At 69.1% G+C, this 26,587-nt stretch carries 19 protein-coding genes; 11 read left to right on the top strand and 8 right to left on the bottom strand.

Annotated elements, in window-relative coordinates:
* The first annotated feature begins 10 nt into the window (after positions 1-10).
* Together AR539_RS10195 and AR539_RS10190 are read left to right on the top strand one after the other, a co-directional pair.
* Positions 11-397, top strand: coding sequence for a BlaI/MecI/CopY family transcriptional regulator (locus AR539_RS10195; protein WP_066435746.1), 387 nt, complete (start codon positions 11-13; stop codon positions 395-397).
* Positions 398-403: 6 nt separating this feature from the next.
* Positions 404-1,393 carry a M56 family metallopeptidase gene (locus AR539_RS10190; RefSeq protein WP_066435740.1) on the top strand — a complete coding sequence of 330 codons (990 nt, stop codon included), beginning with the start codon at positions 404-406 and terminating at the stop codon, positions 1,391-1,393.
* 153 nt (positions 1,394-1,546) lie between these two features.
* On the opposite strand, the gene AR539_RS10185 is transcribed toward AR539_RS10190, so the two are convergent.
* Positions 1,547-3,067 (bottom strand): M20/M25/M40 family metallo-hydrolase, encoded by a 1,521-nt coding sequence (locus AR539_RS10185; protein ID WP_066435737.1) that lies wholly within the window; start codon positions 3,065-3,067, stop codon positions 1,547-1,549.
* Positions 3,068-3,233: 166 nt separating this feature from the next.
* A complete protein-coding gene (locus AR539_RS10180; protein ID WP_066435734.1) occupies positions 3,234-5,342 on the bottom strand; it encodes a DNA gyrase/topoisomerase IV subunit B in 2,109 nt (702 codons plus the stop codon).
* Between the two features lie 238 nt (positions 5,343-5,580).
* Here AR539_RS10180 and AR539_RS19030 point away from each other — a divergent pair, with 238 nt between their 5' ends.
* Positions 5,581-5,802 (top strand): DUF7455 domain-containing protein, encoded by a 222-nt coding sequence (locus AR539_RS19030; protein WP_082492737.1) that lies wholly within the window; start codon positions 5,581-5,583, stop codon positions 5,800-5,802.
* A gap of 163 nt (positions 5,803-5,965) precedes the next feature.
* On the opposite strand, the gene AR539_RS10175 is transcribed toward AR539_RS19030, so the two are convergent.
* The 4 genes from AR539_RS10175 to AR539_RS10160 form a co-directional block, all read right to left on the bottom strand.
* A complete protein-coding gene (locus AR539_RS10175; protein ID WP_066435731.1) occupies positions 5,966-7,303 on the bottom strand; it encodes an RNA polymerase sigma factor in 1,338 nt (445 codons plus the stop codon).
* Between the two features lie 272 nt (positions 7,304-7,575).
* Positions 7,576-8,844, bottom strand: coding sequence for a DUF4192 family protein (locus AR539_RS10170; RefSeq protein WP_066435728.1), 1,269 nt, complete (start codon positions 8,842-8,844; stop codon positions 7,576-7,578).
* 147 nt (positions 8,845-8,991) lie between these two features.
* Positions 8,992-10,323 (bottom strand): MFS transporter, encoded by a 1,332-nt coding sequence (locus AR539_RS10165; RefSeq protein WP_066435725.1) that lies wholly within the window; start codon positions 10,321-10,323, stop codon positions 8,992-8,994.
* Between the two features lie 35 nt (positions 10,324-10,358).
* Positions 10,359-11,297, bottom strand: a complete 939-nt coding sequence (locus AR539_RS10160; protein WP_066435721.1) for a proteasome assembly chaperone family protein — start codon at positions 11,295-11,297, stop codon at positions 10,359-10,361.
* A gap of 307 nt (positions 11,298-11,604) precedes the next feature.
* On the opposite strand from AR539_RS10160, the gene AR539_RS10155 reads away from it, so the two are divergent.
* The 5 genes from AR539_RS10155 (at position 11,605) to AR539_RS10135 (ending at position 17,845) form a co-directional block, all read left to right on the top strand.
* Positions 11,605-13,131 carry a leucyl aminopeptidase gene (locus AR539_RS10155; RefSeq protein ID WP_066435718.1) on the top strand — a complete coding sequence of 509 codons (1,527 nt, stop codon included), beginning with the start codon at positions 11,605-11,607 and terminating at the stop codon, positions 13,129-13,131.
* A 248-nt stretch (positions 13,132-13,379) separates the two neighbouring features.
* Entirely contained in the window at positions 13,380-14,765 is a 1,386-nt protein-coding gene (gene lpdA / locus AR539_RS10150; RefSeq protein ID WP_066435715.1) for a dihydrolipoyl dehydrogenase, read from the top strand.
* 127 nt (positions 14,766-14,892) lie between these two features.
* Positions 14,893-16,668, top strand: a complete 1,776-nt coding sequence (gene sucB / locus AR539_RS10145) for a 2-oxoglutarate dehydrogenase, E2 component, dihydrolipoamide succinyltransferase (protein WP_066435713.1) — start codon at positions 14,893-14,895, stop codon at positions 16,666-16,668.
* A 168-nt stretch (positions 16,669-16,836) separates the two neighbouring features.
* Complete coding sequence (locus AR539_RS10140; protein ID WP_066435709.1) at positions 16,837-17,187, top strand: hypothetical protein; 351 nt, start codon at positions 16,837-16,839, stop codon at positions 17,185-17,187.
* Positions 17,188-17,416: 229 nt separating this feature from the next.
* Positions 17,417-17,845, top strand: coding sequence for an OsmC family protein (locus AR539_RS10135; RefSeq protein WP_066435707.1), 429 nt, complete (start codon positions 17,417-17,419; stop codon positions 17,843-17,845).
* Positions 17,846-17,940: 95 nt separating this feature from the next.
* Here AR539_RS10135 and AR539_RS10130 read toward each other — a convergent pair whose 3' ends face one another.
* A complete protein-coding gene (locus AR539_RS10130) occupies positions 17,941-21,543 on the bottom strand; it encodes a S41 family peptidase (RefSeq protein WP_066435705.1) in 3,603 nt (1,200 codons plus the stop codon).
* Between the two features lie 74 nt (positions 21,544-21,617).
* On the opposite strand from AR539_RS10130, the gene AR539_RS10125 reads away from it, so the two are divergent.
* Positions 21,618-22,520 carry a TIGR01777 family oxidoreductase gene (locus AR539_RS10125; protein WP_066435702.1) on the top strand — a complete coding sequence of 301 codons (903 nt, stop codon included), beginning with the start codon at positions 21,618-21,620 and terminating at the stop codon, positions 22,518-22,520.
* 81 nt (positions 22,521-22,601) lie between these two features.
* On the opposite strand, the gene AR539_RS19505 is transcribed toward AR539_RS10125, so the two are convergent.
* The gene (locus tag AR539_RS19505; RefSeq protein ID WP_197410591.1) at positions 22,602-24,758 is read right to left on the bottom strand and encodes a serine/threonine-protein kinase; all 2,157 of its coding nucleotides are present in this window, start codon (positions 24,756-24,758) and stop codon (positions 22,602-22,604) included.
* Between the two features lie 100 nt (positions 24,759-24,858).
* On the opposite strand from AR539_RS19505, the gene lipB reads away from it, so the two are divergent.
* A complete protein-coding gene (gene lipB / locus AR539_RS10115) occupies positions 24,859-25,536 on the top strand; it encodes a lipoyl(octanoyl) transferase LipB (RefSeq protein WP_269433696.1) in 678 nt (225 codons plus the stop codon).
* Positions 25,533-26,540, top strand: a complete 1,008-nt coding sequence (gene lipA / locus AR539_RS10110; RefSeq protein ID WP_066435695.1) for a lipoyl synthase — start codon at positions 25,533-25,535, stop codon at positions 26,538-26,540. Before lipB ends, lipA begins: the two co-directional genes overlap by 4 nt.
* Positions 26,541-26,587 lie beyond the last annotated feature (47 nt).

Here is a 26,587-nt window from a genome sequence, read left to right as displayed (position 1 = left end):
GACGTACGGAATGGCGAGTCTCGGCGAACTGGAACGGGCAGTGATGGACCTGCTCTGGGCAGGCCATGAGGCTGCAACAGCGAACACCCTGCGGGACCTGCTCGCGCAGAACACGCGTGCGGAAAACGGCGCCGCAGGGCACGAGGGCAAGGACCTGGCCGTCACGACGGTGCTGACCGTGCTCTCGCGCCTGGAGCGCAAGGGCCTCGTGGAGCGGGAACGCGGCACGCGCCCGCACCGCTACCAGGCGGTCTCCAGCCGCGAGGACCACACGGCCGAACTGATGCACGAGGTCCTGGGGTCCGCGCCGGACCGCGAGGCCGTGCTGGCCCGCTTCATTGGATCCGTCACCGACACCGAGGCAGAAACGCTGCGCAAGCTGCTGGGGCTCAACTAGCGCCCTATGTTCTGGACCTCATGGTTTCTGGCGGTCCTGGCGATAGCACTGGCCTGGCCGGTGCCTATCCTCCTTTCCCGCGCCCAGTGGCCCGCGCGGTCGCCGTTTACGGCCATGCTCCTGTGGCAGACGATCGCCCTGGCCGGCGGCTTGTCCATGATCGGCGCCATGCTGGTCTACGGCCTGGAGCCCGTGGGCGACAACCTGCTGGCCGGCCTGCGCTCCCTGGCCGGCATGGTGTTCAACAACGCCCCCACCACGGCGCTGGGCTTCTGGCACATCTTTGCGCTCTCGGCCGCGGCGCTGCTGACGGCCCACCTTGTGTTCACCCTGCTGCTGACCTACTACAAGATCCAGCGCCAGCGGCGGCGGCACCGCGAACTGCTGGCCCTGCTGGCCTCCCCGTCCGCGGACGGTCCGCAGACCATGGTGATCAACGTCGATTCCCCCGTCGCATATTGCCTGCCGGGCGGCGCCCGCTCGGTCACTGTCCTCTCCGACGGGCTGATGGCCGCACTGGAACCGGACGAACTGCGGGCCGTGCTGAACCATGAAAACGCCCACCTGGACCAGCGCCACCACCTGCTGCTCTGGGCCTTCGCGGCCTGGCGGCAGGCGCTTCCGTGGCTTCCCACCACGCGGCTGTCGCAGGAGGCCGTGAGCTCGCTGATCGAGATGCTGGCCGACGACGTCGCGCTGAAGACCGGGAGCCGGGCCGCCCTCATCAAGGCGATCGCGATCGTGGCCAGCGGCTCCCCCGGTGCGTCCGGCGCGCGCATGGCGTTCGGCGAACCGGAACTGTCCGACGTCGAATCCGGCCAGCCGGGTGCCACCGGCGGCGCCGGGTCGGCCCGGACGACGGCGTCCCGCGTCAGCCGCCTGCTCTCCCCGCAGCCTCCCCTGCCGGAGGCCGCGCGCGCCGCGGTGCTGGCGGCCTGCGTCCTCCTGCTGGCGGTTCCCACGGCCCTGCTGATCGTTCCCGGCCTGCTGGGCTGATCTCCGGGCTGGTCTCCGGCGGGAGCGGTGACCCGGGCCGCCGCCCGGAAAACTTCCCGGACCGGCAGCCTGGGTGAAACCTCCGCACAGAGGCCGGGCCGCCCTGCCCGGAGGCAGAGCGGCCCGGCACCTGTGGCAGCGTGCGCCCTGAAACTACTTGAGCAGCTTGTTGGCCTTGTACTCGAGGTCCACGTTGCCGGTCCCGTTGCCCTTGGCCGTGCCGTTGACCGCCGAGGTGGTCATGGCGAAGGTCAGGGTGGAGTGGGCGATCGCGTCGGCCATCTCCTCCAGCACCGCGGTGTTGACGTTATCGATATCGTCGCAGGCGGCGTGGTAGCACGGGTCCAGGGGTTCGCCCGCTGTGCCGCCGAAGACCGCCGCCTCCTCTGCGGTCTTCAGGTCTTCAGCGCCGGTGAACAATCCGCCGGCCGGAATGCCGTTGCTGATGAAGCCGAAGTAGTCGGACCGTCCGTCGAACGCCGTCGGGGCGACGGGCAGACCCTGCGACGCGAAGTAGTCCAGGAAGACCTTCTCCACCAGCGCGGAGCCGTTGGGTCCCTTCTCACCGAACGCGGAGCCGTCGCCGTCGTAGACGTAGCGGACGAAGTTGGGCGACCCCACCATGTCGAAGTTGAGGTTGACCGCGTGGTCCTTGAGCTGGCGGGCCGACAGCTGGGAGACGTAGTATTCGGACCCGATCAGCCCGTCCTCCTCCCCTCCCCAGAAGGCGAACCTGACCCGGTTGGTCGGCTGGATGCCCAGCTCGGCCATCTGGAGTGCCGTCTCGAGGATGGCTGCTGAACCGGAGCCGTTGTCGTTGATGCCGGGGCCTTCGGCCACGGAGTCCAGGTGTGCGCCCACCACCACGGTCCGGTCCGCACGTCCCGTGGTGTCGGCGAGGAGGTTGTAGGAGTCGATCCGGCTCACCCCGGCGTCGACGGCCAGGTGCATGACGACGCTGCTGAGCCCGGCGAGCTGGGCTCCGGTATCGTAGCTGGTGCTGACCACCGGGATGGCGGCCTGCGGCAGGTCCAGGGTGCCGCCGAACAGGCCCAGGCGGTCATCCCCCGGGACCACGTTGCCCTGGTTGAAGATGATCACCCCTGAGGCTCCGGCCGCCGCGGCGTTGTCCGCCTTGATCCGGAAGGTGCAGGTGCCGCGCTGGATGAGCGCGATGTGTCCCGCGGTGAAACCGGCGAAGTCTGCCGCTTCGCAGCCGCTGGTGGATGCGCGGTCGCCGGCCAGGTTGAGGTCGACGGCGGTCAGAGGTGCGGTGACGTCCCCGGAACCCGAGTACGTCATGTCCAGGAAGCCGGTGCCGTAGGCGTAGGTTTCCGGAGACGGTGACACGCGCTCCAAGGACGCCGACCTGAAGTCGTAGCGGTCGTAGCTGAACGGCTGGCGCTCTGTTGTGTAGCCGGCGCTTGTTAGCAGGCCATCGATGTAGTCGAGCGAGGCCGCGTAGCCGGGGCTGTCCGCCGCACGGTTGCCGCCGTTGGCTTCTGCGATGGCCTGGAGGGCTTCGAGGTGGGTCGTGATGTTGCCGGCGGACACTGCGGTGCGAAGGGCCGCGGAGCCGGTTCCGGTTGCTGCAACGGCCGGCGGTGCAAAGCTGACCGCCAGGCCGATCGTCGCGGCGACGGCCGCGCGCTGGATATTCCGAGTTTGCCTCATAGGGGTCTCCTGATTTTCTGCGGAATCCGGCCCCGGGCGTCATTGCCCGAGGCCGTGAGACGACACTATCGGAAGGAGGTATCCCCGGTGAGAGGGTATTTGGGCACTGGCGCGGGCCGGCGCCGGCTTGGATTATCCGGGCCGCCGGGCCGGGTCCCGGCCGGCGTCAGGCGTCGATGCGGTCCCGGTCCAGGCTGGCGGCCCCGGCGATGATGAAGTCCTTCCGGGGCGCGACGTCGGAGCCCATCAGGAGGTCGAAGGTCTCCTCGGCCTGTTTCGCGTTCTCGATGCCCACCTTGCGCAGGGTGCGGTGCCGCGGGTCCATGGTGGTTTCCGCCAACTGCTCCGCATCCATCTCACCCAGGCCCTTGTAGCGCTGGATCGGCTCCTTGTAGCGCTTGCCCTCCTTGGCCAGCCGGGCCAGCAGGACGTGCAGTTCCGCCTCCGAGTAGGTGTAGATCATCTCGTTGGCTTTCTGCCCGGCGTTGATGACCTCCACCCGGTGCAGCGGCGGGACGGCGGCGAAGACGCGGCCCTCCTCGATCATCGGGCGCATGTAGCGGAAGAACAGCGTGAGCAGGAGCGTCCGGATGTGGGCGCCGTCGACGTCGGCGTCGGTCATCAGGATGACTTTCCCGTACCGGGCCGCGCCGATGTCGAAGCTCCGGCCGGAGCCCGCGCCCACCACCTGGATGAGGGCCGCGCACTCGGCGTTGGAGAGCATGTCGCCCACGGAGGCCTTCTGGACGTTCAGGATCTTGCCGCGGATGGGCAGCAGCGCCTGGAAGTCGGAGGAACGGGCCAGCTTGGCGGTGCCGAGCGCGGAGTCACCTTCGACGATGAACAGTTCGGAGCGCACGACGTCGTCCGTGCGGCAGTCGGCGAGCTTGGTGGGCATGGAGGAGGTCTCCAGGGCGTTTTTGCGGCGCTGGGTCTCCTTGTGGACGCGTGCGGAGATGCGGGACTTCATCTCGCTGACGACCTTTTCCAGCAGCAGCGCCGACTGGGCCTTGTCGTTGCGGTTGGACGAGGTGAGCTTCGCGGTGATCTCCTGCTCCACCACCTTGGCCACAATGGCCCGCACGGCGGAAGTGCCCAGGATCTCCTTGGTCTGGCCCTCGAACTGCGGTTCCGCGAGCCGGACGGTCAGGACGGCCGTGAGCCCGGCGAAGATGTCGTCTTTTTCGATCTTGTCGTTGCCGGCTTTGAGCTTGCGGGCGTTGGTTTCGACCGCTTTGCGGAAGGTCTTCAGGAGCGCCTGCTCGAATCCTGACTGGTGCGTGCCGCCCTTGGGGGTGGAGATGATGTTGACGAACGACCGGACGGTGCTGTCGTAGCCGATGCCCCAGCGGAGCGCGACGTCCACCTCGCAGTCACGCTCGACTTCGGTGAGGTGGCTGTGGCCCTTGTCGTCGAGGACCGGCACGGTTTCCTTGAACTTGCCGGCGCCGTGCAGCCGCCAGACGTCGGTGACGGCCGGGTCGGCGGCGAGGAATTCGACAAACTCGGAGATGCCGCCGTCGTGGTGGAACACTTCCTCGTGCGGTCCGGACTCGCCCGGGGTGCCGGCGAGCCGGCGCTCGTCGCGGACGGTGATCTTGAGGCCGGGGACCAGGAAGGAGGTCTGCCGGGCGCGGGCTGCGAGCTCGTCGTACGAGAACTTCGCATCGGGGGTGAATATCTGCCGGTCCGCCCAGTAGCGGATCCGGGTGCCCGTGACACCGCGCTTGGCCTTGCCCACCACGTCCAGGACGGAGCCGTCAACGAAGGGCGAGAAGGCCGACGCCGGGTCCGGCCGGGAGCCGGCGTCCTTGAAGCGGCCGGGCTCGCCCCGCCGGAAGCTCATCCCGTAGGTCTTGCCGCCGCGGTCGACCTCGACGTCGAGGCGGGCCGACAGGGCGTTGACGACGGAGGCGCCGACGCCGTGCAGGCCGCCCGAGGCGGTGTAGGAGCCGCCGCCGAACTTGCCGCCGGCGTGGAGTTTGGTGAAAACGACTTCGACGCCGCTCAGCCCGGTCTTCGGTTCGATGTCTACCGGGACGCCGCGGCCGTCGTCGTGGATCTCCACGGAGTTGTCCGCGTGCAGGATGACCTTGATGTCGTGGCCGAAGCCGGCCAGGGCCTCATCGACGGAGTTGTCGATGATTTCCCAGAGGCAATGCATCAGGCCGCGGGAGTCCGTGGAACCGATGTACATGCCCGGGCGCTTGCGGACGGCTTCGAGGCCCTCCAGCACGGAGAGATGCCGGGCGGTGTAATCAGAACTTGGTGCCACGGGGCGGAAACTCCTTCAGGAACGGGACCGTCCTTGCGGGACGGGGAAAGCTTTTTGGCGCTCTTCCTAGGGTAGTCGGAGTGCCGGGCTGCGGCGCGCCGCCACTCCCCCGTGGGCCTGCGCGCCCGGCCCCGTTACCGAGACGTGATACGCGCACAGCGAAAGTGGGCCATCCCGGCCATGGTTTCGCTGCGAATGCTGGTTATATAGGTATACCGATCTACCAAGGAGGCCGAACATGACAACAGCAGTTGCGGACCGCACACTCACCACCGTCGACCGGTGCGATCGTTGCGGAGCACAGGCGTATGTCCGGGTTGTTCTCGGCGCCTCCGGGGGTGAGCTTCTTTTCTGCGGCCACCATGCCCGTGCCGTAGAACCGACGCTCCGGCCGCTGAGCTCCGACTGGCATGACGAGACCGCTCGTCTGCACGAGAAGCCGCCGGTTCCGGTCGACTAGACCACACAAGAACGGGCCCCCTCCGGTTTCGGAGGGGGCCCGTTCTGCGTTAAGGGTGTTTTCCAGGGACCAGTGTCTGCGCCAAACACCGCGGGGCCACTCCCGGCCGGTCCTGGCGGACGGCCGGGAATGACCCCGTACGGTGATGGTGCTGTGGTGCTGCCTAGTCCAGGTAGTCCCGGAGGACCTGTGACCGCGACGGGTGCCGCAGCTTGGACATGGTCTTGGATTCGATCTGGCGGATGCGCTCACGCGTGACGCCGTAGACCTTGCCGATTTCGTCTAAAGTCTTCGGCTGTCCGTCGGTCAGGCCGAAGCGCATGGCAACCACGCCGGCTTCGCGCTCCGAGAGCGTGTCCAGGACCGAGTGGAGCTGTTCCTGCAGCAGGGTGAAGCTCACGGCGTCGGCCGGGACCACGGCTTCGGAGTCCTCGATGAGGTCACCGAACTCGGAATCGCCGTCCTCGCCGAGCGGGGTGTGCAGCGAGATCGGCTCGCGGCCGTACTTCTGGACCTCGACGACCTTTTCGGGCGTCATGTCCAGTTCGAGGGCCAGCTCTTCCGGGGTGGGTTCGCGGCCGAGGTCCTGCAGCATCTGGCGCTGGACGCGGGCCAGCTTGTTGATGACTTCCACCATGTGCACCGGGATGCGGATGGTGCGGGCCTGGTCGGCCATGGCGCGGGTGATGGCCTGGCGGATCCACCACGTGGCGTAGGTGGAGAACTTGAAGCCCTTCGTGTAGTCGAACTTCTCGACCGCACGGATCAGGCCCAGGTTGCCTTCCTGGATCAGGTCCAGGAAGAGCATGCCGCGGCCGGTGTAGCGCTTGGCCAGCGAGACGACGAGGCGAAGGTTGGCCTCGAGCAGGTGGTTCTTGGCGCGCTTGCCGTCGTGGATGACAAATTCGAGTTCGCGCTTGAGCTTCGGATCCATCGACCCGTCGTCAGCGGCGATCTTTTCCTCGGCAAAGAGGCCGGCCTCGATACGCAGGGCGAGATCGACTTCCTGCTCGGCGTTCAGCAGGGCGACCTTGCCGATCTGCTTCAGGTAGTCCTTGACGGGGTCGGCGGTGGCGCCGGCGGACATGACCTGCTGGACGGGCGCGTCGTCATCGTCGGCGTCGGAGTAGACGAAACCGGAGCCCGTGGCGGCGGCTGCGGCCTTGCCGGGCACCTCTTCGCCGTCGTCGCCGATCTCTACGGCCTCCACGATGGCGTCGTCGAGGTCAACCTCGACGTCGTCGTCGACTTCGTCGTCACCGGTCGCGGCTTTGCCGGCGGCTTCGGCCGCGGCCTTGGCACCGGGCTTGGGGCCGCGCTTCTTGGGTTCGGGCTTGGCGACTGCCGATGCGGTGCCGTCACCTTCGGCCAGAGCAGCGTCTTTGACAGCCTTGTTGGCAGCACGCGTCGCAGCGCGCTTGGCGCTGGTCGCTGCCTTCTTTTCCTCGGGCGACAATACGGCCTGGGCGGCGGGTTCCTTCTTCGCGGAAGACGGGGTCACAGAAAACCTTTCTAGCGGCGGTCTGTGGAATCACCATACGGGCAACACCACTATGACCCTGTCAAGTCCGTGTTTTCCATCAGGTGCAATCACGACCAGCAGAGCCACTAAGTAGAACTCCTGGGGCGACCGTAATGTTCCCTGTTTCCAGGGCAGACTACAAGCACTTAATACACGGACCCAACCGGGTCTCGGCAACCATTGTCTCACGATTTTTCGAATCGACACCCTTGGCCGGACCGGCGGACCCTATATCCCGGCGCCTGCCGGGGTCAGGCCACGTCCGGCTCAAACCTCTGCCATGCCGTCTCCTTCCGCGCCGCCCAGCCGCACAGCGTCCCCCGGCCAGCCAGTTCGTCCAACAGCTCAGCCAGGCGGTAGCCGGGATGTTCCTCGTCCGCGCGGCTGAACAGAGCATGGGCAAAGGACCCCTTCCCCCGGCACCACTCAATCCAGCCCCGCCCGGTAAGGGCGGCGGCACCGGCCTCGCCGCCAGCGACACCGATCTGCTCAAGAATCCGTTCCAGGCTGGCCATCCTCCCCCAGTCCGGCACGGGCGGCGCCAGCCCCAGCAGAACCTCCCCGTAGCCCGCCACGGTGTGTGCCGCTCTCCGGGGGCGCACCTGCGGGGGCGGAAAGCCGTCCAGTGGCGGCAAGGGCGTAGGCGGGAACGCGCCTGGGACGGGCCCGGGCAGGGCGACGCTCCGGCCGCTGCCTGCCGCGCCCTCCGGCACTCCGGCATCAAAGACGCCAAACTCCGCCGCTCCGCGCTCCGCCGCCTCCGGACCGGCCGCCGTCATCACCAGCACGGCGTCCCGCCACGGCAGGACGCACAGGGAGGCCCTCAAGTACGCTGCCAGCGCCGCCGGCAAGGTGGGCAGCGGCGCCGCGACGTCCAGCACCCGCGACCAGACCTCCAGCACCTGGCGGAACTGCGCGGCATCCCGGGAGTGCAGGGCGAACTGCTGCTCCCAGTCCCGCTGCGCCTCCAGCACAGCAGGATCCGCGGGCTCCGGCCGGGACAGCTCCAAGGCGCCGGGGGCGGCACCAACTGCGCTGCCGCGGAACACCATCTCGGCATTGAGCCGGCTGTTCCGGATCTCGTCCACGGGCCGGCCCGGCGGCGCACAGCAGGACGGGTCGGTGCAATAGGCGTTCCGCCAGTGGTCCGAGCCGACCAGCCAGGCGTCCCGGACCGGCATGCCGGCGTGGTCCAGTGCCCGTTCGAGCTCGGCCAGGTGCCGCGCCCACGGCGCGTTGTCCGTACCGGCCTCCGTGAAGAAGGCCAGCAGTGAGCCGTCCGCCTCGTGGTCGGCCGCCAGATAGGACGCCACGGACCGGGCAAAGGCCGCCGGACCGGCGGGACCGGACCTCGTGGCGGCGGCGGGGTCGGGAAGATCCACCCGCAGGGTGGCTCCCAGCCGTGTGCCCTGCATGGTCATGGCCACCAGGCTGCCGGCCGGCCAATAGCCAAGGGAGTGCGGAATGAACCCGAGGATGTCCTCCGGGCCAGTGATTTTCAGGTGATCGGAAGCTGTCATGAACCCAGCTTCGCCGGACCGGCGTCCGGGCGTCAGTGCCCGTCCGGTCTATGTGGATAACCGATGGCACATCGCCCCCGGTTCCCGCGCGGCGGCATCGGCGCGGCCAACCACGCCCGGGTTCCCGCGTGGCGGGCGCCGGCAGGGTTAGGAGGAGCGGCGGCGTTCCGCGCTGAGCCGGCGCTGCGCGGCGAGTGCGGCCAGCAGCGGAGGCACCACAACACCCTGGGCCGCCATCTGCCGGCGCACCTTACGCCGGATAAACAGGATCGCCGCGGCCCCTCCGGCGAGCAGCAGGAACTGCACACTCAGGGCGATCCGGAACGGATCCAGCCCGTACAGCTCCCCCTGGGAGAATCCCGTGGCGTACAGGACGTCGAGGACCAGCCCGATCAGGTAGATGGCGATCAGGGCCGCGATAAAGCCGCCGACGTTCACAATCCCGGTGGCGGTGCCGATGCGGTGCGCCGGGTTGAAGGTGCGGGCAAAGTCGAAGCCGATCATGGAGCCGGGCCCGCCGACGGCAAGCACCACCACCAGCGCAGCCAGCAGCCACAGCGGTGACCGCCCCGGGATCAGCAGCACGGCCGCCCAGGCCGCTCCGGTGGCCGCGGAGATCAGCAGCACCATGGTGGACCGCCGCAGCGGGTGGCGCGACACGAAGCTGCCCATCAACGGGCCGGCCGCGATGGCCGATGCCACGTACAGGGTCATCAGGCCGGACACGGCCGGGGCGTCTAGGCCTTGCGCGGAAATCAGGAACGGGTAGCCCCACGTCATGGCAAACACGGTGCCGCTGAACTGGACGGTGAAGTGGCTCCACAGGCCCAGCCGGGTTCCGGGCTGCCGCCAGGCGTGGGACAACGAGATCCCGGTGGCGCGGAGGCCGCTGGAGGGTTCCGGCGCGGGGTGCCCGGGCGGCAGGTCCTGGAGCAGCACCACCACCAGCACCACGGCCAGGGCTGACATGGCCGCAAGTGTCAGGAAGGCGGGGGTCCAGCCGGCGAGGTGCAGGATCGCGGCGAAAGGCACCACGCTGAAGAGCTGGCCCAGCTGGCCGGACATCCCGGTGAGCTGGGTGAGCAGCGGGACGCGGGCGGGCGCGAACCAGAGGGGGATCAGCCGGATCACGGAGATGAAGGTCATCGCGTCGCCCGCGCCCACCAGCACCCTGCCCAGCACGCCGCCGGGAATGTTCTCGGCGAAGGCCAGCTGCAGCTGGCCCAGCCCCATCAGGAGGGCGCCGCCGGCGATCATGGCCCGGGAGCCGAAACGGTCCACCAGGACGCCCACCGGAATCTGCAGCGCGGCGTATACGAGGAGCTGCAGCACGGTGAAGAAGGAAATTTCGGCGGCGCTGGCATGGAAGCGTTCCGTCGCTTCCAGCCCCACCACGCCGAACGACGTGCGCTGGCTGACGGCCACGAGGTACGCGAACACCCCGATGATCCAGATCAGCCAGGCGCGGGGTGAAGTCACTCCCCTATTATGCCCAGCCGATGGAAAAATAGTATTTATTCCCCGGGTTCTTTACGGGCGAGGTAGGCCTCCACGGCCGCGCCGAGGTCATCGGCATTGGGCAGCTGGTCGTTCTCGTCCGCGAGCAGGGAGCGTCGCACGGTTCCCTCGGCGTACTCGTCGTAGCGCGTCTCGAGCCGGGCGACCACCTGCTGCACGTCCTCGGAGGCTGCAACCTGTTCGGAGATCTGGCGTCCGACCTCCCGGCCGGCTTCCCGGAGCCGGTCCGTGGGCAGCATCAGGGAGGTGGCCGCCCCGAGGTACTCCAGCCCGGCGACGGCGGCCGTCGGGTACTCGGCTTCGGCAAGGTAGTGCGGCACATGCATGACGTAGCCGGCCACGTTGCGGCCTGCGTCCGCCAGCCGCAGTTCGAGGACGTGGCCGACGGCGGCGGGCACCTCGACGGTGGGCTTCCAGACGGAGATGCCCTCGATGAGGTCCGGGCGGTTGCCGTGCACGGTCACGCCGACGGGACGGGTATGGGGCACGGGCATCGGGATGGCGTGGATCCACGCCACGAGGTTCACGTCCAGGTCCTCGACGATCCCGACGACGGCGCGCGCGAACCGCTCCCACTGCAGGTCGGGTTCGAACCCGGCCAGGAGCAGGAACGGGTTGCCCAGCCCGTCCAGCAGCCGGTAGAGGGCAAGGCGCGGTGCCTGGTAGTCCTGCAGGTGGTCCTCGACAAAACTGATCTGCGGGCGCCGGGACCGGTAGTCCACGAGCTGGTCCGCGTCGAATTCGGCCACCGTGACCGCGTCCGTGGCCTCCAGCAGTTCATTGGTGATCTGCCGGACGACGTGCCCTGCATCGGCGAACCCGGTGAAGCCCATGACGAGGTTCAGCCCGCGCAGTTCCGGGTCGTGGAACAGCGCGTCATTCCGCACGTAGAGCGATGTGGGGTCCAGCAAAGAGCCGGAAATCCGTTCAATCACGGCATGTTCCTTTCCTCGGAGTCGGTGGGGCGCCCGGCCGGGCCCTGCGGGGCGGCGGCGCTGCTACCGGGTACAACACGCCGGGGGCGGGGCGCATTCCTCAACACCGGTGTGCTCCAGCTCTCATTCAATTGAACACCCGCGCCGGGGAGAGACTACGATCGGAGCTGGCCTTATGACGGCTTTGCAGACACCGCGTCCATCGCAGAACCAGAACGTCTCAAACCGGCAGCGGCCCAGGTTCCAGGGCAGGGCGCCGAACATGCAGTCCCTGCCGAAAAAACTCAGAGAATTGAGGACTGTCCTCGTGGTCAAGAATACCGAAGTGAAACTCAGTGCAATCGCCGGGGACCTCAAGAAGTCCCCCAGCGGCGCCCTCGTCATCGGCGTGGCGCAGGGCACGGACGGTCCGGTCCTGCTCGCCAACCCCCTGACGGCCAAAGCCGCCGAGGCGCTGGCGGAATCACTGGTTCTTCTTGGCATCACGGGAGCAGCCGACCAGGCCCACCGCCTCCCGGGCCTGCCCGAGGCCGGTGCCGAGGTCCTGGTGCTCGCCGGCGTCGGCAAGGTCTCCGCCTCGCAGCCGCTCACCGAGGAGGCGCTCCGCCGCGCCGCCGGTTCGGCCGTCCGCCAGCTGGCGGGCGTCACCACGGTGAGCCTGGCCCTCCCGACGTCGACGCTCGGCGAGGTCGCCGCCGTCGCCGAGGGCGCAGCCATGGGCGCGTACTCCTACACCGAGCACCGCTCCACCAAAGAAGGCCTGAAGGACCCGGTCAAGAACGTTGTGATCGTTACCGACCTCGCTGCCGACAAGGGCCTCAAGCCGGTGCTGGAACGCGCCGCGCTCATCGGCAAGGCCGTCAACGCCACCCGCACGCTGGTCAACCAGCCGCCGAGCCACCTCTACCCGGAATCCTTCGCGGAAGCGGCCAAGGAACTGTCCAAGGGCCTGCCCGTCAAGGTGACGGTGTGGGACGAGAAGCGCCTGGAAAAGGAAGGCTTCGGGGGCATCCTCGGCGTCGGCAAGGGCTCCACCCGCCAGCCGCGCCTGGTCAAGGTGGAGTACTCCCCCGCCAAGGCCGCCGCCAAGGTCGCGCTTGTGGGCAAGGGAATCACCTTTGACACCGGCGGCATCTCCATCAAGCCTGCCCTTGGCATGGGCGACATGAAGTCCGATATGGCGGGCGCCGCCGTCGTCCTTAACACGGTCCTGGCCATCGCCGGCCTGGGCCTGCCCGTCAAGACGACCGCCTGGCTGTGCATTGCCGAGAACATGCCCTCCGGCGCCGCGCAGCGCCCGGCAGACGTGCTGACCATCTTCGGCGGCAAGACCGTGGAGGTGCTCAACACCGACGCCGAGGGCCGCCTGGTCATGGCGGACGGCATTGTCGCCGCCGGCCAGGAGTTCCCGGACACCATCATCGACGTCGCCACCCTCACCGGTGCGCAGCTGATCGCCCTGGGCGACCGCACCGCCGGCGTTATGGGTTCCGATTCCGTCACCGGTCCGCTCAAGGCGGCCGCCGACCGCGCCGGAGAGCTTGTCTGGCCGATGCCGCTGCCGGAGGAGCTGCGCCCCAGCCTCGATTCCCAGGTCGCGGACATCGCCAACATCGGTGAACGCCACGGCGGCATGATGACGGCGGCCGTGTTCCTGCGCGAATTCGTCGGCAAGGGCAAGGACGGCGAGCAGATCCCCTGGGCCCACATCGACATTGCCGGACCGTCGTTCAACAACGGCAGCCCCTACGGCTACAACCACAAGCAGGGCACCGGCTGCACCGTGCGCACGCTGGTGGCCTATGTCGAGGACATTGCGGCCAAATCCGCCTAGGATCCGGCGTCCGGCCGCCACGCGGCTTTGCGGAGCGGGATGACCCCGGCCGCAAAGCCGCGTGAGACTGGACACAAGCGCTCCACAAACGCCACGGCAAGGTGGAGCATGTATTAGTGGTTCGCTAAGGTGAACTCCGGTAGTCACAAATGAAAGGGAACTCCCCCGCTGGCATAATCACGGCAGGGAAGTTCCAAGACCAGATGATGCGTACTCTCGTGTCATCGTTCACGCGAGGGAGCGTTTTAGTGGCCGATCAGGCAACTGCGCAAGAATTCGACATCCTGGTACTCGGCGGCGGAAGCGGCGGCTACGCCACTGCCCTGCGTGCCGTCCAGCTCGGCCTCACGGTCGGCCTCATCGAAAAGGGCAAGCTCGGCGGCACCTGCCTGCACAACGGCTGTATCCCCACCAAGGCCCTCCTGCACTCCGCGGAACTGGCCGACCACGCCCGTGACTCGTCAAAGTACGGCGTCAACGTGACTCTCGACAGCATCGACATCACCGCTGTCAACGCCTACAAAGACGGCATCATCGCCGGCAAGTTCAAGGGCCTCCAGGGCCTCATCAAGGGCAAAAAGGGCATCACCGTCATCGAAGGTGAAGGCAAGCTCCAGGGCACCGACACCGTCGTCGTGAACGGCACCGCGTACAAGGGCAAGAACATCGTCCTCGCGACCGGCTCCTACTCCCGCACCCTTCCGGGCCTGGAAATTGGCGGCAAGGTCATCACCTCCGACGAAGCCCTCACCATGGACTTCATCCCCAAGAGCGCCATCATCCTCGGCGGCGGCGTGATCGGCGTCGAGTTCGCCTCCGTCTGGAAGTCCTTCGGCGTGGACGTCACCGTCATCGAGGGCCTGCCGTCGCTGGTCCCGAACGAGGACGCGACGATCGTCAAGGCCTTTGAGCGTGCCTTCAAGAAGCGCGGCATCAAGTTCTCCACCGGCACCTTCTTCCAGGGCGTCGAGCAGAACGCCGACGGCGTCAAGGTCACCCTCGTGGACGGCAAGACCTTCGAAGCGGACCTCATGCTCGTTGCTGTCGGCCGCGGCCCCGTCACGGCCAACCTCGGCTACGAGGAAGCCGGCCTCACGATCGACCGCGGGTTCGTCATCACCAACGAGCGCCTGCACACCGGCGTCGGCAACGTATACGCCGTGGGCGACATTGTCCCCGGCGTCCAGCTCGCCCACCGCGGCTACCAGCAGGGCATCTTCGTCGCCGAGGAAATCGCCGGCCTGAAGCCGGTGGTGGTCGAGGACGTCAACATCCCCAAGGTCACCTACGCGGAACCGGAAATCGCGACCGTTGGCTACACCGAGAAGGCCGCCAAGGCCAAGTTCGGTGACGACCAGGTGGAGACCCAGGAATACAACCTCGCCGGCAACGGCAAGAGCTCCATCCTGGGCACCTCCGGCCTCGTGAAGCTGGTCCGCCAGAAGGACGGCCCCGTCGTCGGCGTCCACATGATCGGCTCCCGCATGGGCGAGCAGATCGGTGAGGCCCAGCTGATCGTGAACTGGGAAGCCTACCCGGAGGACGTGGCGCAGCTGGTCCACGCGCACCCGACCCAGAACGAGTCCCTGGGCGAGGCGCACCTGGCACTGGCCGGCAAGCCGCTCCACGGCTAGCAGTCCCCGCCCGCACCACAGCAAGACCACCGCGCTTAGTGCACCCGGCCCGAAATGCCGGGTGCACTAAGCTCGACCAAGGCAGCAATCATCCGCACTAAAGATCAATAAGGAGAACGGGGACGACATGTCTGAATCCGTTAACTTGCCCGCCCTCGGTGAGAGTGTCACCGAAGGAACCGTCACCCGCTGGCTCAAGCAGGTAGGTGACCGGGTAGAAGTGGACGAGCCGCTGCTCGAGGTTTCCACCGACAAAGTAGACACCGAGATCCCCTCTCCGATCGCCGGCGTGATCGAGGAAATCCTCGTTGCCGAAGACGAGACCGCTGAGGTTGGAGCACCGCTGGTCCGCATCGGCGACGGCTCCGGTTCCGGCGCAGCCGAGACCTCCGCGCCGGCCGCGGAGGCACCCGCCGCTGAAGAAGCACCCGCTGCGGAGTCCCCGTCCGGCGCCGAAGCACCGGCCCCCGAGGAAGAAGCGCCTGCCGCCGAAGCCCCCGCAGCCGAGGCAGCCGCAGCCGCCCCCGCCGGCGAAGGACACGAAGTCACGCTACCCGCCCTGGGCGAGAGCGTCACCGAAGGCACCGTCACCCGCTGGCTGAAGAGCATCGGCGACACCGTTGAGGTCGACGAACCGCTGCTCGAGGTCTCCACCGACAAGGTCGACACCGAGATCCCGTCCCCCGTGGCCGGCACCCTGCAGGAAATCCGCGTTGGCGAAGACGAGACCGCCGAGGTGGGCTCCGTCCTGGCCGTTATCGGTTCCGGTGCCGCCGCTCCTGCCGCTGCCCCCGCCCCGGAAGCTCCCAAGCAGGAAGCTCCCAAGGAAGAGGCTCCCAAGCAGGAAGCTCCCAAGCAGGAAGCCCCGAAGCAGGAAGCCCCGAAGGAAGAGGCTCCCAAGCAGGAGGCTCCCAAGGAAGCCGCAGCGCCGGCGAAGGAAGAAGCTCCCGCAGCCTCCGCTGCGTCCTCTGAGTCAGGCTACGTCACGCCGCTGGTCCGCAAGCTGGCTAACCAGCAGGGCGTTGACATCGCATCCCTGACCGGAACCGGCGTCGGCGGCCGCATCCGCAAGCAGGACGTGCTGGCAGCAGCAGAGGCCAAGGCAGCCCCGGCTCCCGAGGCAGCCGCACCGGCAGCATCCGCTGCCTCCGCCGCACGCCCCGCCGCTGACCAGTCCTCGCTGCGCGGCACCGTGCAGAAGGCTCCGCGGATCCGCCAGGTCATCGCCCGCCGCATGCGCGAATCCCTGGACATCTCCACGCAGCTGACCCAGGTGCACGAAGTGGACATGACCAAGGTCGCCAAGCTGCGCGCCCGGGCCAAGAACTCCTTCCAGGCCCAGAACGGCTCCAAGCTGACGTTCCTGCCCTTCATCGCCAAGGCCGTGGCCGAGGCCCTCAAGCAGCACCCGAAGGTCAACGCCTCGTACGACGAGGACAAGCAGGAAATCACCTACCACAACGCCGAGCACCTGGCGATTGCGGTGGACACGGACAAGGGCCTGCTGGTTCCGGTCATCGCCGACGCCGGCAACCTGAACCTGGCCGGCCTGGCCGGGAAGATCGCCGACGTTGCCGGCCGCACCCGCGACGGCAAGATCGGCCCGGACGAGCTTTCCGGCGGAACCTTCAGCATCACCAACATCGGTTCCGTGGGCGCCCTCTTCGACACCCCGATCATCAACCAGCCGCAGGTCGCCATCCTGGGTACCGGCGCGATCGTCAAGCGGGCCGTGGTGGTTGCCGATGAGAACGGCGATGACTCGCTGGCCATCCGCTCCATGATGTACCTCTCCCTGACGTACGACCACCGCCTGGTGGACGGCGCCGACGCAGGACGCTTCCTGCAGACGCTGAAGGCACGCCTTGAGGAAGGCGCCTTCGAAGCCGACCTGGGGCTCTAGCCGCCAGGGTTCACGGACCAAGGGCGACGGCGGTGCGGACGCCGGTGGGACACCACCGGCACCCGCGCCGCCGTCGTCCTTTTGGTGTGCGTGGGTGCCCGGCCGCCCAGCCGGACGGCCGGGCGGGTCCTACTACGGCGCGTAGAAACTTCTGGCTAGACTGATGCCATGAATATCGTCTATAACGTCATGGTCTTCCTGCACATCGTCGGCGCCGCCATGATCGTGGGCATCTGGATCGGCCAGATGAAGAAGCCCACCGTCCACCCCCGCCAGTTCGACGGCGCCATGCTGCAGCTCCTCACCGGCATCGCCATGATGGGACTCATTCCTGCCCTGGACATGGACGCCAACTACGCCAAGCTCGGGCTCAAGCTCGCCATCGCCCTGGCCGTCGGCGTCCTGGCCTTCATCGGCCGCCGCAAGTATAAGAAGGGCGAGGACGTCGGCAAGGGCCTCGCGCACGCCGTCGGCGGGCTGGCCCTGCTGAACGTGGCCATCGCTACCCTCTGGCAGTAGCACCCGGGACTGTTCCCCGGACCGACACGCGGCGGCGCACCCCACACGGGGTGCGCCGCCGCCGTCGTTCCGGCACTATGCCGGCAGCGTCCGGGACTGTGCGCGGGTCACAATCCACTGACAGCGGAACCTCCGTGCGCCGGCGGCGTGGAGTCCCTAGGATGGGACACGGCATCCGGCGCAGGCGCCGGATCACGCACCATGGCATTGACGACGACGAGGAGTGGACATGGCAGCTACACGCACCGCACACACTGTATGGAATGGCGACCTGATGACGGGTGCCGGCAACACGACCCTGGACAGCTCCGGGCTGGGTAACTTTGATGTCACCTGGAAGGCGCGCACCGAGGCCTCGGAGGGCAAGACCAGCCCCGAGGAGCTCATCGCCGCCGCACACTCGGCCTGCTTCTCCATGGCGTTCAGCCACGCCCTCGCAGGCGCGGGCCACGCGCCCGAGGAAGTCAACACCAAGGCCGATGTCACCTTCGTGCCCGGCACCGGCATCACGGACAGCCACCTGACGGTCAGCGCCCGGATCCCGGGGATCACGGAAGAGGAATTCCAGCGGATCGCCGAGGAAGCCAAGGTGGGCTGCCCCGTCTCCGGCGCCCTCACCGGCCTCAAGATCACCCTGGACGCCACCCTGGTCTCCTAGGACCGGCCGCTGCCGGACACGGACAGCCAACGGCGAAGGCCCCCGCACCCTCCAGAGGGTGCGGGGGCCTTCGCCGTTGGCGACTCCGCCGGCTGCTAGCTGCCCTGGCGGCGGGCCGGCAGCGGAGCGGGCCGGACCAGGCGGTAGCCCTCGCGCAGCGGCGGCCGGTCGGTGGGCAGCTCCTGGATCATTTCCTTGAGTGCGCCGATGCCGTATTCCAGCTGCGGGTCAGTGCCGGCTGCGTAGGCGTGCGGCGGGAAGGTGACTTCGATGTCCGGAGCGACGCCGAAGTTCTCCACGCCCCAGCCCACGCCGCCGGAGAACCATGTGGCGTAGCGCGGCTGGGTGACACCGGTGCCGTCGGCCAGGGCGAAGCGGTTGTCGATGCCCACCACACCGCCCCAGGTCCGTGTGCCGATCACCGGCCCGATCCCCCGCAGCTTGGAGACCTGGGTGATGATGTCGCCGTCGGACCCGGCGAATTCGTCGGTCAGGATGATGACGGGACCGCGCGGTGCGTGGTGCGGGTACGTCCGCGGCCGCTCCCCGCGCGGCATGCTCCAGCCTGTGACCTTGCGGCCGATGAGCTCAGCGACGAGCTGGGACGTGTGCCCGCCCCGGTTGCGGCGGACGTCGACGATCAGCCCGTCGAGCGCCGTTTCGGTGTCCAGGTCGCGGTGCAGCTGCGCCCACCCGTTGGCCATCATGTCCGGGATGTGCAGGTAGCCGAAGGTCCCCTGCGAGGCCTGCCGGACCGTCCGGCGGTTGGCGGCCACCCATTCCTGGTAGCGCAGCCGCTCCTCGTCCCGGACGGGCACGACGGCGACGCGGCGCTGCCGTCCGGCCTGCTCGCCGTGACCGGCGCCGTTGCGGAGGGTCAACTCCACGGCACGGCCGGCGGCACCCACCAGCTGCATGGCCGGGGTACGCGTTTCGGTGAGCTCGACGCCGTCGATCGCCAGCAGCACGTCTCCGGGCTTGGCGTCCGCCCCGGGACGGGTCAGCGGGGAGGTGGCCAGCGGGTCCGAGGACTCCCCCGCAAGGATCCGGGTGATTTCCCAGCCCTCGCCGGTGAAGGCGAGGTCTGCGCCGAGGCGGCCCTGGCCGTTGCTGCCGTTTTCGGTGACGGCGGCGGGCCGGACGTAGGCGTGCGAGGTGCCGAGTTCGCCGTGGAGCTCCCACAGCAGGTCCACGAGGTCATCGTGTGAGCCCAGGCGCTCGACGATCGGACGGTAGCGGGCGTGCACCGAGTCCCAGTCCTGCCCGGCCATGTCTTCGGTCCAGAAGAAGTCCCGCTGGAGCCGCCAGGCCTCATCGAACGCCTGGCCCCAGACGCTGAGCGGATCGAGCTGCGTGCGGATGCGGGTGAGGTCCACCTTCACCAGCTGGCCGGACTCCTCGTCGGCCTTGGCGCCGGCGGGCGCGACGCGGACCTGCTTGTCGTGCACGGCCACCACCTTCGCGCCGTCGCCGGAGAGCCGGTAGCTGTCCAGGGCGTCCATGATGGTGGTGGTTTTGCGCCGGGTGACGTCGAAGCGGACCAGGCAGGGGGCCGCGTTCTTGTCCTCGAGGCTGGCCCGGCCCTCACCGGTGACGCCGGAGAGTTCGCTGTCGAGCCAGAGCAAGGCCCCCTCGGTGGCGGTGAGGGCGGAGTAGTTGCCCTGCGGCACGGGAACGCTGATGACGCGGTGCGCCAGGCCCTCGGCGTCCACCCGGACGGCCGGAACTGAGTCCGCGGCGTCAGTGGCGTCCTTGGTGCCATCTGCGGCGGCAGCGGCCTCCGCCTCAGCCGTCAGGCCGACGGTGGGGCCGAACGGGGAGGGGGTGTCGGCGGCAAGGGCCACCAGGTACGGCTTGATCGGGCTGGGGAAGGACAGGTCGAAGGAATGACCGTCGTACACAGGGTCGAAGCTGCGGTTGGAGAGGAAGGCCAGGTACTTGCCGTCCGGCGTGAACGACGGCGACTCGTCGCGGAAGCGACCATCGGTGACCTCGATGATGGCCCGCTGACCGTCCGGCGTGCCGGCGCCCTCCGCCTTGGTCAGGCGCAGCCGGCTGCGGGAGCCGAACGACGTGACCGGTTCCGACCAGCCCAGCCACGCCGAGTCCGGGGACCAGGCGAAGCTTTCGATGCTGCCCTCGCCGATGCTGCTGACGAGGCTCAGTGCGCCCGTGCGGGTGTCGGCGAGGTAGATGTCGCCGAACGCGGTGCCGACGGCGAGCCAGTTGCCGTCCGGGCTGGCCTCGATGGCGCTGGTCCGGGTGGCCTTGGGGAAATCGATCCGGGTGGACCCCTGGGATGCGGCCCGGCCGGTGCCGGCGGCAGCGGCGTCGGCGGCCAGGGATTCGGCAGTGACGGCGGTGCCGGCCGTGTCGCCTGCGGCAGCGGCGTCGGAGTGGTGGGCGGGTGCGCCGGTGGCAGGAACCGGGACAGCGGCCACGGCGTCAGGCCGGGTGAGCGCGGCGGCCGAAACCGGGCTGGGCAGGGGCGTGCCGGCGTCGCTGTCCTGCGGCTTCGCGGCCTGCTGCGCCGGAGCGGACGGCTGGGCGGTGGGCTGGTGGACGGCGCTCCGGCCGGCGTCTGAGGAGCCTGCTGTTCCGGAAGCCGGCTCGCCGGCGATGTCCTTCAAGTACAGGGCCTCGACGCCCCCGTGGTCGGCGACGTAGGCGATTTTGCCCTCGCCGAAGGGCCGGGGCAGGCGGGCACGGACGCCCGGGGTGGCTTCCAGGACACGGGACGGGCCGTCCTTGTGCCGGAGCCAGTGGAGCGTGCCGTGGGCTTCCACGGCGCTGGAGCCGCCCGTGCGGTCCGGGACTACGTCGCCGAGGTGGCGGGAGGGCTTCAACGGAGCGCTGCGGCGGGCCTGGGAGGCCGAGCCCAACCGGATGTCGAGTTTGACGGCGTCCGCGCCGAGGTCCGGCAGGAGCCACAGTTCGCCTGCGGATTCGAAGACCACCCGGCGGCCGTCGGTGGCGGCGTGCCGGACGTAGAAGTCCTCGTGGTCCGTGTGGCGCCGCAGGTCGGAGCCGTTGGGCAGCACGGAGTAGAGGTTGCCGTAGCCCTCGTGGTCGGACAGGAAGGCGATCCGGCCGTCGACCCACATGGGGTCGGTCAGGTTGCCGTCCAGCCCGGCAGCGAGGCGCTCGAATTCGCCGTTGCCGTCGGCGTCGATCCAGAGCTTGCCGGCGGCGCCGCCACGGTAGCGCTTCCACCAGGCGGGTTCACGGGAGAGCACGCTGGCCAGGACCACGGGGCGTTCGTCGCCCACCACCGGCCCGAAGGCGACAGATTCCACGGGGCCCAGCGGCAGTTCCGTGGCCCAGCCGCCCGCGACCGGCAGGCTGTAGGCGTGGGTGTGCCGGCTGTCTGCCTGGCGGAAGGCGCTGGTGACCAGGATGGCGCCGTCGGGCGTGAAGCCTTTCACCTTGGTGGAGGCATGGCCGAAGTAGCTCAGCTGACGGTAGCCGCCGCCGTCGACGTCCGCCACGACCACTTCCGGGGACGTTCCCTGGACCACGGTCCACACCAACTGCTTGCCGTCCGGCGTAAAGCGGGGGTTGCGGGCGGGCAGCTGCAACGAGGAAACGCGCCAGGCGCGGCCCCCGTCCAGGGGCGCGATCCACACGTCGTCCTCGGCCACAAAGGTGACCAGATCGCCGTGCAGATGCGGGAAACGGAAGTAGCTCGAAGAGGTCATCGTACGATCATAGTCAAGGCGCGCCGTCCCGCCCGGGAGGTGCCGCGGCCGTGCCGGGCGTGGTGAGATGGATCATGAGAATCATTGTTGCCGGAGCCTCGGGGCTACTCGGAACCGCCATTTCCAGCTCCCTGCGCAGCGCCGGGCACGACGTCGGCACGCTGGTCAGGAGATCGCCCGCCACGGCGTCCGAGTTCAGGTGGGACCCTGCCGCGGGCCGCATCGATGAGTCAGCGCTGCGGGGCGCGGACGCCGTCGTCAACCTCTCCGGCGCCGGCATCGGCGACCGGCCCTGGACGCGGGCGCGGATCACGGAGCTGCGCACCTCCCGGCTGGACACGACCCGGACCCTGACGGCCGCCATGGGCCGGCAGGACACACCGCCGGCGGTCTTCCTGAGCCAGTCCGCATCCGGGTATTACGGCAACGCCGGCCCTGCGGTACTCCGCGAGAATGCCCCCGCGGGCAGCGGTGTGCTGGCCCGCATCTGCATTGACTGGGAGGCGGCGGCCCACGAGGCTCCGGCCGGCGTCCGGGTGGTCACTCCCCGCACCGGCGTCGTGTTGAGCCGTTCGGGCGGAGCCCTGGGCAGGCTGCTGCCGCTGCTGAAGCTGGGCATCGGCGGACCCCTCGGCAACGGGCGGCAGTACTGGCCCTGGATCACGCTTCCCGACGTGGCCGGCGCCTTTACGTTCCTGCTCGACAGCAACCTGTCCGGGCCGGTCAACCTGTGCGCCCCCGAGACCGCGGATGTGAACTCGCTGATTGCGCACCTCGCCGCGGCCCTCCACCGGCCGGCGGTACTCCGCGTCCCCGCCCCGGTGCTCCGGCTGGCGATGGGTCAGCTGGCCGATGAGCTGCTGCTGGCCAGCCAGCGGATGGAGCCGGCCGTGCTGGAGGGCGCCGGCTTCCAGTGGCAGCACCCGTCCCTGGCCCAGGCTGCCGCCTGGGTGGCGGACCGCGGCCTGCAGTCCTGAGACCCGCCTCCTGAGGCCCGGCGCTCAACCGGCGCCGGCACCTCCCGCCGGGCGCAGCCGCCCGGCGGCGGCGCGTGACCTCTACCCGGCGCCGGCCGGGAGGATGTCCCGGATCCGCCAGCGGCCCTCGACCGGCGCCAGCACCATCCGCAGCTGCTGTTCCGGCGCTGCGGCTGCTTCGGCCAGCACTGCCCCGCGGGGATCGGTCTCCCGGTAGGCGGTGGTGCCGGCGGTGACCGCCACCACGGCCAGCGGGCCGCCGCCGTCGTCCGCCCGTTCCGCCCGCGCGACGTGGATGGAGAATCCGGTGAGCACCCTCCTAGATTCCGCCAGCCCGGCGGCGATCTGCCGGTCCGCCACCGCGGCGGACGACGCCGGCACGTTCACCTGGTCCAGCAGCCCGAAGTCGCCGGTGCTCAAGGCCAGGGAACGGAGCCCGGCCAGTCCACGGACCGCTTCCGCGGGGTCCGGGGAGGCCAGCTGCTCCTCCAGCGCGGGCGGAACCACAGCCCCGCCAGCGGGTCCCACAGCGGGCTCGTCCTTGTCCTGGCCTTCGTCTTTGTCAACGCCGGGACCAGCGGGCTGGCCACCCTCCTCCTCGACAGCCTGGCCACCGCCCGGCGCTGGTTCCGCAGCAGTGCCCTGTTCCGGACCTGAGTCCTGGACCACTGCTTCCTCGACCGAGGCGGCGTCCTCCGTGGCAAACCTGGGAAAGGCCGGCGGCAGCGGGGCGCCCGCAAATCCCCAGGCGCCGGCCAGGAGACTCAGCAGGACCAGGCCCGCGGCTGCGGCGCGGACGCCCCGCCGCGCGGCGGGTTGCCGGCGCGCTGCAGGCAGCACCACGGCAGCCCGCCGAACGGCAGTCTGCGGGCCCGTGCCGGGCAGCATCGGGGCACCGCTGCGGGCATCCGGTTCCGGGCCGGCGGCGGAGGGACCTGCGGCACTCCGGCGGCCCGGGGGCTGTCCACCGTCAGGGCCCGGCCCTGTGGCTCCCCGCTCGCCCGCATGGCGTCCAGGGGTGCCACGCCCAGCGGCGCTACGGGCAGCGGCGCCACTCCCGCTGGTGCCCAGGACGGCGGCGTTCCGCCCGGCGTTGCCCAGGACGACGGCGTTCCGGCCGGCGGGGCCAAGGACGTGTGCGCTGAGACCAGCGGGGCCAGGCGCGGGGCCGTCTCCGCGCTTCAGAGGCGGGCGGCCGCGCGGGATCCCGCGCAACCTGCGGAGGGCGCGCGGCAGGGACCGGAGCTTTTCGGCCCGCCGCTCCCTTGCCGTGGCGGGCAGGGAGCGGCGCGTCAGCAGCTGCGGGATGACCGACGGGTGGACCGACACCGAGAGATCCACGGGCGCGGCCACGGCACTGCGGTGCACCGCGTCAGCGAACTCCGCAGCGGTGGGCCGGAGCCGACGGTCCTCGGAGAGTCCTGATTCCAGCGCCGCGGCCAGCGCCGCCGGAACGCCCGGCACCAGCAGCGGCAGCGGCGGCCGCTCCCTGGCCGGCTCCGGGACGCGGCCGGCGAGGCAGTACCATCCCAGCGCCGCGAGGGAATACACGTCACGCTCCGGCTGCAGTCCTGCCCGGACCGCGTCCACGGGCGCCGGGTCGCGGAAGCCGTCCGTCCCCGTCCCGGCCGCTGCCGGAGCATCACCCACCATGCGGGCCACGCCCAGATCTGCCAGGAGCGGTTTGCCGGAGGCGGTGAACAGCACGTTGCCGGGCGACACGTCGCCGTGGGTGAAGCCGTTACTGTGCAGGTAGGCGAGGGCCTGGGCCACCGGCGTCAGGACGGTCACGGTCTCCCCCGCCCCCAGCTTCCCCCGGCCTGCCACCAGCTGGCCCAGCGAGCCGCCCGCTGCGTAGTCCATGATGAGCCCGACCGTCCGGTCAAGGCCCCCGGTGCCGCCGCCGTCGTCCGCACCGCCCGTGTCCCCCTCGACGCCGCCGCCAATGCCGCCGGACCAGGTGCCCGGACGTCGCCGCAGGCGCACCACCGAGTGGGCACGCACCAGATGCTCGTGGTCCAGGACGGACAGGATCCTGACCTCGCGCCGGACCGCTTCCTCCGCGTCGGCCCCGGCGGCTCCGTCGCCGCCGGTGAAGCACTTGAGGGCGTACTCATTGCCGCTCGAATGCTCGGACACCAGCCACACGCTGGCGCTGCCGCCGCGACCCAGGCAACGGACGACGTCGAACCCGGTCACCTCGGGCGCCGCGCCCGGACTTCCCGCGTAATCTTCCATAGCCAAGGAATAGCGGATCCGTGGGAATCCCGCAGAAGTTATCCACAGGCTACTGAGAGCTTCACCACAGAATCAGCCACGGCGACAGGCGAGGTCTAAGCTGGATGCCATGACTCTTGAGTTCTCCCAGCTGGGTCTCGCCCCGGAATTCGTCGACTACACCCGCGGTTGGGACATCCAGCGCGAACTCCACGCCGCCGTCGTCGCCGGTACGTCCCCCAGCACGGTCCTGCTGCTGGAACACGCCGCGGTGTACACGGCAGGCAAGCGGACCGAAGACCACGAACGCCCCTTCGACGGCACCCCCGTAGTCCCCGTGGACCGCGGCGGCAAGCTCACCTGGCACGGCCCCGGGCAACTGGTGGGCTACCCCATCATCAAGCTCAAGAACCCGGCCGGCATCCGCGACTACGTGGAGCGGCTCGAAGCGGTGATCATTGCTGTCCTGTCGGATTACGGCATCGAGGCCGTCCGGATCAAGGGCCGCGCCGGTGTCTGGATCGACCAGGACGAGGAGGGACCTGCACGCAAGATCGCGGCGATCGGAATCCGCGTCCATGAAGGCGTCACGATGCACGGCTTTGCGATCAACTGCAACAACGACCTGGCGCCGTACGGCCAGATCATCGCCTGCGGCATCACCGACGCCGGAGTCACCACCATCTCCCACGAGACCGGCCGGGACGTCGCCCCCGCTGACCTCGTTTCGCGGATCATCGAAGAACTGCGCAACAATGAAGAAGCGCTAGTTGCAACCCATGAAGGAGCTCTACTGTGACCCTGGCACCAGAAGGCCGGAAAATGCTGCGTATCGAGCAGCGCAATGCGGCCACCCCGGTGGAACGCAAGCCGGAATGGATCAAGGCCAAGGTCCAGATGGGTCCCGAGTTCGTGCAGCTCAAGAACCTCGTCAAAAAAGAAGGCCTCCACACCGTGTGTGAAGAGGCCGGCTGCCCGAACATCTTCGAATGCTGGGAAGACAAGGAAGCCACCTTCCTGATCGGCGGCTCCGAATGCACCCGCCGCTGCGACTTCTGCCAGATCGACACCGGCAAGCCCTCCCCCGTGGATGTCTTCGAACCCACGAAGGTGGCCCGCTCGGTCCAGTCCATGCAACTGCGCTACGCCACCGTCACCGGTGTGGCCCGCGATGACCTCGCCGACGAAGGCGTCTGGCTCTACGCCGAAACCGTCCGCAAGATCCACGAACTCAACCCGGGCACCGGCGTCGAGCTCCTGATCCCCGATTTCTCCGGCAAGCCCGAGCACATCGAGGCGATCTGCGACTCCAAGCCCGAGGTCTTCGCCCACAACGTCGAGACCGTCCCGCGGATCTTCAAGCGCATCCGCCCGGCCTTCCGCTACGAACGCTCCCTCGATGTCATCACCCAGGGCCGCAACCTCGGCATGGTCACCAAATCCAACCTCATCCTGGGCATGGGCGAGACCCGCGAGGAAATCTCCGAAGCCCTCCGCGACCTGCACGAAGCCGGCTGCGACCTGATCACCATCACCCAGTACCTCCGCCCCTCCGAACGGCACCTGCCCGTGGACCGCTGGGTCAAACCCCAGGAATTCGTGGACCTGCAGCAGGAAGCCGACGAGATCGGGTTCCTCGGCGTCATGTCCGGGCCCCTGGTCCGCTCCTCCTACCGCGCCGGCCGCCTCTGGGCCACCGCCATGCGCAAAAAAGGCTGGGAAATCCCCGCCGAGCTCGCCCACATCGAATCCTCCGGCAGCACCCGCCAGGAAGCCAGCTCGCTGCTCGCAGCGCATTCCTGAACCGGACGCAACAACCGCAGCGAGGGGCCGGCACCGGATTTATCCGG

It is taken from the genome of Arthrobacter sp. EPSL27 (genome assembly GCF_001512305.1).
Lineage (GTDB): Bacteria > Actinomycetota > Actinomycetes > Actinomycetales > Micrococcaceae > Arthrobacter.
The sequence above is the reverse complement of the archived record's forward strand: the minus strand, read 5'-3'. Positions and strand labels throughout refer to the sequence as shown.